The sequence below is a fragment of the Rhodoferax sp. UBA5149 genome (assembly GCF_002413825.1).
Lineage (GTDB): Bacteria > Pseudomonadota > Gammaproteobacteria > Burkholderiales > Burkholderiaceae_C > Rhodoferax.
Map to the genome: position 1 here is coordinate 34,875 of NZ_DHXT01000027.1, position 3,681 is coordinate 38,555.

Below are 3,681 nucleotides of genomic sequence, written 5' to 3' on the forward strand. Positions count from 1 at the left end.
ATGGCGGCCAGGGTGGCAATCTCGCCCGGATGGTTCATGCCCAACTCAATCACGGCAATTTCATGGTGGCGGCGCAAACGCAGCACGGTCAGCGGCACGCCGATGTCATTGTTGAGGTTGCCCTGCGTCGCCAGGAAGGCCTGCGGCTTGAAGGCGCGCAGGATGGCGGCGATCATCTGCGTCACCGTGGTCTTGCCATTGCTGCCGGTCACCGCGATCACGGGGAGCTTGAACTGCGCACGCCAGTGGGTGGCCAGCGCGGCCAGCGCCAGTTTGGCGTCCGCCACCACCAAGCCGGGCAAGCCCGCGGCGCGCAAGCGCTCATCGGCATCGCCCTGGCAGATCGCCGCGACAGCACCCTTGGCCTTGGCCTCGGCCAGAAAATCATTGGCATCAAAACGCTCACCCCGCAGCGCCACAAACAGGTCGCCGGCTTCGATCGTGCGGGTGTCGGTGTGCACGCGCCGGAACGACACCGCGCCGCTGTTCACGCCGCTTGCCATGCCACCGCCCACCAGGCGCGCGCCGCCCAGCCAGGCTAGCGTTTGCTGCAGCGTCATCATGTCAGTCATCGCGACGCCCCCTGCCTTGTGGCGGCTGCGGCCCAGGCGTCCAAGGCATGGCGCACATGCGCCATATCCGAAAAAGGTGAGCGTCTACCGGCCACTTCTTGATAGTCCTCATGACCTTTTCCGGCAATCAGCAGCACATCGTTTGGCGCCGCCAGTGCCACGGCCTGCGCTATCGCCAAAGCACGGTCGGGCTGGACGGTGACCGATGCGTCACCGGTCAAGCCCAGCAGAATCTGGCTGATGATGGCTTCTGGCTTTTCGCTGCGCGGGTTGTCACTGGTCACCACCACCTGGTCGGCATGGCAGGCAGCGATGACGCCCATCAGGGGCCGCTTGGCCGTATCGCGGTCGCCGCCACAGCCGAACACGCACCAGAGCTGTCCGCCGCGCTGGTCGGCCAAGGACCGTAGCGCCATCAGTGCCTTGCTCAAGGCGTCCGGCGTGTGGGCATAGTCCACGGCGACCAAGGGCTGTCCCGAAGCCCCCACACACTCCATGCGGCCGGGCACCGGGCTCAAAGCGTAACAGGCCTCGATGATCGCCGCCAGCGGCACGCCCAGCGAACGCATGGCAGCGATCACGCCCAGCAGGTTGGACACGTTGTAGGTGCCAATCAGCTGGGTGCTCAGCACATGGCTGTCGTCGCCGGAGTCCGCGCGCGCTGCGCCACTTTCTATCACGGTGAAGCGCAGGCCCTGCGCGTCGTAGCGGATGTCGCGGGCCTGCAGGCGGGCCGGACCGGTGCATGAAACCGTCCATACCTCAGGCACCCGGCCGTCCAGCATGGCCAGCAAGGTCGGCCCCTGGACATCGTCCATATTGATAACGGCCGATTGCAGGCCCGGCCACTGAAACAAGCGCGCTTTGACCTGCCAGTAAGCCTCCATGCTGCCGTGGTAGTCCAGATGGTCTTGCGTGAAATTGGTGAATATGGCGGTGTGGATGCGTGTCCCATCCAGCCGGAGCTCTTCAATACCAATCGACGAGGCTTCAATGGCGCACGCTTTGACGCCCGCTTTGATAAAGCGCAGAAAAGTTTGTTGCAGCAGCACCGGGTCGGGCGTGGTCAGGCCCGTGGCCACCATGCCGGACATCTCATCCACACCGGCATCCGCGTCCTTGGCAGGACCCGGCGTTGGCGGTCGGCCTATGCCAAAAGTACCCACCAGCCCGCATGGAATGGGCGTAACCTGCTTCAAATTCGATAGCGCCTGAGCCAGCCACCAGGCGCTGGACGTTTTGCCGTTGGTGCCGGTCACCGCCAGCACGTCCAGTTGCTTCGTGGGGTGTTCGAAATAGGCTGCGGCAATCGGGCCGCTGGCCGCTTTGAGCTGGGCGTAGGCTGCCACGCGCTCGTCGCTGAAGGCGAAGCGCTCGGCACCGTCCAGCTCCACCAGGCAGGCTTGGGCGCCGCTGGCCAGCGCCTCGGCCACATGCTGGCGGGCGTCGGTGGCGGCGCCCGGCCAGGCGATAAAACCGTCACCGGGCTGCACCTTGCGGCTGTCGGTATGAATCGTGCCGGTGACGCGGCTGCGCAACCAGTTGGCGGCGTCCAGTGGCGTATGGAGTTCAAGCATTACAAGCTCTCCTCTTCCGCCTTGGCCACGATCTGGGGCTTGACCGCCACGTCGGGCTGAACCCCCATCATGCGCAGGGTCTGCTGCGCCACTTCGCTGAACACCGGCGCCGCCACCGCGCCTCCGTAATACTGCCCGGCAGTGGGTTCATCGATCATCACGCCAATGATGATGCGCGGCTTCTCGATCGGCGCCATGCCGACAAACCAGCCCCGGTATTTGCGATTGCCGGCGCTGCCATAGCCTTTGCCAATCTGTTTGTAGGCGGTGCCGGATTTACCGCCGACCGAGTAGCCGATGGTTTGCGCTTTCTGCCCGGTGCCGCCAGGGCCCGCGGCCAACTGCAGCATCTTGCGCACCTGGCCGGCGGTGCGCGCCGAGAACACCTGCACGCCCACGGCCGGCTCGCTGCTCTTGAGCATCGTGACCGGGATAATCTGACCGTCGTTCGAGAAAATGGTGTAGGAGCGGGCCATCTGGAACAGCGAGGCCGACAGGCCGTAGCCATACGACATGGTGGCCTGCTCAATCGGCCGCCAGGTCTTGTAGGGGCGCAGCCGACCCGACACCGCGCCCGGGAAACTGATCTGCGGCTTTTGCCCAAAACCGGCCTGCGAAAAAATCTCCCACATTTCGCGCGGCTGCATCTGCATGGCAATCTTGGTGGTGCCAATATTGCTGGATTTTTGAATCACGCCCTCGACCGTCAACACACCATTGGGGTGCGAGTCGGAAATCGTGGAGCCGGTGATGGTGAGCTTGCCCGCGCCGGTGTCGATCAGGGTCTGCGGCGTGACGCGGCCGGTCTCCAGGGCCAGCCCGATCGTGAACGGCTTCATCACGGAGCCGGGCTCAAAGGTGTCGGTCAGCGCCCGGTTGCGCAACTGGGCGCCGCTCAAATTTTGCCGCTTCATGGGCGAGTAACTCGGGTAGTTGGCGAGCGCCAGCACTTCACCGGTCACCACATCCAGCACCACCACACTGCCGGCCTTGGCTTTGTGCAGCAGCACGGCGTCGCGCAGCTTCTGGTAGGCAAAGAACTGAACCTTGCTGTCAATGCTGAGCTGCAAATCCCGCCCATCCACGGGCGCGATCTGCTCGCCCACATCCTCCACCACCCGCCCCAGCCGGTCCTTGATCACGCGGCGCGATCCGTTGCGCCCGCTGAGATCCTTGTTGAACGCGAGCTCAATGCCTTCCTGCCCCTTGTCTTCCACATTGGTAAAGCCCACCACGTGCGCGGCCGCCTCGCCCTCCGGGTACTGACGCCGGTATTCCTTGCGCTGGTAAATGCCCTTGAGACCCATGGCCGTGATCTCTTGCGCGACCGAGTCATCGACTTGGCGCTTGAGCCAGACAAAGGTCTTGTCTTCGTCTGCCAACCGTTTGTTGAGTTCGGTCATCGGCATTTCGAGCAACTTGGCGAGCCGTCGCAACTGAGTCTCGTCCCGCTCAACATCTTCCGGAATGGCCCAGATACTGGGCGCGGGAACGCTGGACGCCAGGATCAGGCCGTTGCGGTCCAGGATGCG

General features: G+C 64.2%; 3 protein-coding genes. All 3 read right to left on the reverse strand.

Going from position 1 to position 3,681, the window contains the following annotated elements; genetic code table 11:
- Positions 1–563: Mur ligase family protein (locus tag B3V69_RS02145; RefSeq protein ID WP_296443386.1), on the reverse strand; the 563-nt coding region annotated here is incomplete at its 3' end.
- 5 nt (positions 564–568) lie between these two features.
- A complete protein-coding gene (locus tag B3V69_RS02150; RefSeq protein WP_296443357.1) occupies positions 569–2,149 on the reverse strand; it encodes a UDP-N-acetylmuramoyl-L-alanyl-D-glutamate--2,6-diaminopimelate ligase in 1,581 nt (526 codons plus the stop codon).
- Positions 2,149–3,681: peptidoglycan D,D-transpeptidase FtsI family protein (locus tag B3V69_RS02155; protein ID WP_296443359.1), on the reverse strand; the 1,533-nt coding region annotated here is incomplete at its 5' end. The genes B3V69_RS02155 and B3V69_RS02150, both read right to left, overlap by 1 nt.

Bases quoted from the DNA above. Each gene is read 5' to 3' on its own strand.
- B3V69_RS02150 (WP_296443357.1), bottom strand. From the start codon at position 2,149: ATGCTTGAACTCCATACGCCACTGGACGCCGCCAACTGGTTGCGCAGC.